This is a genomic window from Acidovorax sp. SRB_24 (genome assembly GCF_012931925.1).
In genome coordinates, this window is sequence record NZ_MWOM01000145.1 from 1 (window position 1) to 1242 (window position 1242).

Consider the following 1242-nt stretch of genomic DNA (forward strand, 5'->3'; position numbering starts at 1 on the left):
TGTATGGACCGCAGACATGGCTGACGCATGTGCGAAGACATGGTTGACGGATTTTGCTGCACAGCTCAGTCCTCGCGCAGGTCTATTTGCCCCAGCCTGTGATGCAGGAAGTAGACGTCGTAGCGACCGTCTTGCTCGCTGAGCGCACGCACCGCCACCGGCAGGCCGCGCAGCGCACTCGAGAGCTTGTAGCGCTTGCCCTGGAACCTCATCTCTCCCAATGCCTTGACGGTCACCACCGTATCGTGCGGCCCGTACTCGATGTCGGGCAGCCGCTGGGGGTAGCTTCGCTCGCTCATGCGATAGCGGCTCGCTGGCGTGGCCATGCCCAGTGCCTGGTGCGGCCTCTGATGGTTGTAGACCTCTCGCCATCGATCGAATGCCGCCTGTGCCTGCCCCAAGTCTGTGAACGATCTGCCGTTGAGCACTTCCGCCTTGAGCGAGCGGTGGAACCGCTCGTCCTTGCCATTGGTCTGCGGGTGGTAGGGCCGGCTGAAACTCACCCGGATACCCAGCCGTATCAGCCACAAGGCCAGCTCGCTGACCTGCCCAGGCTGGGAGGGTGAGCCCCAGGGGGCGCCGTTGTCGGCGTTGATGCGCACCGGCAGGCCATAGGTGCGGAACACCTCGGTGAGTTGCACCCGCACGGTGACACTCTCCTGCCTTGCGCAGGCACGCAGGGCCATGTTGAACCGCGAATGGTCGTCCAGCAGGGTCAGAGGATGGCAGCGCCCTGCGGGCGTGTCCACATAGCCCTTGAAGTCGATCTGCCACAGGGCATTGGGGTGTTCGTGCTCGAAGCGCTGCCAGGGCTGTGCGGCCGTGGATGCCTCTGCGCCGATCAGGTCATGGCGGTGCAGGATGCAAGTGACGGTGCTGGGAGCCACACAGCCCTGCCCCAGATCCTGCAGGCGCCTGGCGATCTTGCGGCCACCCCAGGCGGGGTGCTCGCAGCGCAGGGCCAGCACGGCCTGCTGCAGTGCCTGGGCGGTGGCTGCAGGACTGTGGTGGGGACGTCGCGACGTGTCGGCCAGGCCGGCAACTCCTTGCAGCGCAAAGCGGGCCAACCACTTGTAGCCCGTCTGCGGGCTGATGCCAAAGCGGCGGCACAGCTCGCGCCGGTTGGCGCCCTCGTGGTTGGCAAGGGCAATGAATTCTTCGCGCAGGCTCATGGTGTCTCGGGTGCTCCAGGGCATGGTTGTTCTCCCCGCGGGCAGGGCGCCCGCAGGTGTCCACCATGTC

1 protein-coding gene is annotated in these 1242 nt (G+C 65.8%); it reads right to left on the minus strand.

The annotated features are described in order from the left end of the window. Positions 1 to 65: 65 nt before the first annotated feature. Positions 66 to 1196, minus strand: coding sequence for an IS481 family transposase (locus B2J89_RS21095; protein WP_169170802.1), 1131 nt, complete (start codon positions 1194 to 1196; stop codon positions 66 to 68). Between the last annotated feature and the right edge of the window lie 46 nt (positions 1197 to 1242).

Coding starts and splice junctions, on each gene's coding strand:
- B2J89_RS21095 (WP_169170802.1), bottom strand. CDS start 1,196: ATGCCCTGGAGCACCCGAGACACCATGAGCCTGCGCGAAGAATTCATT.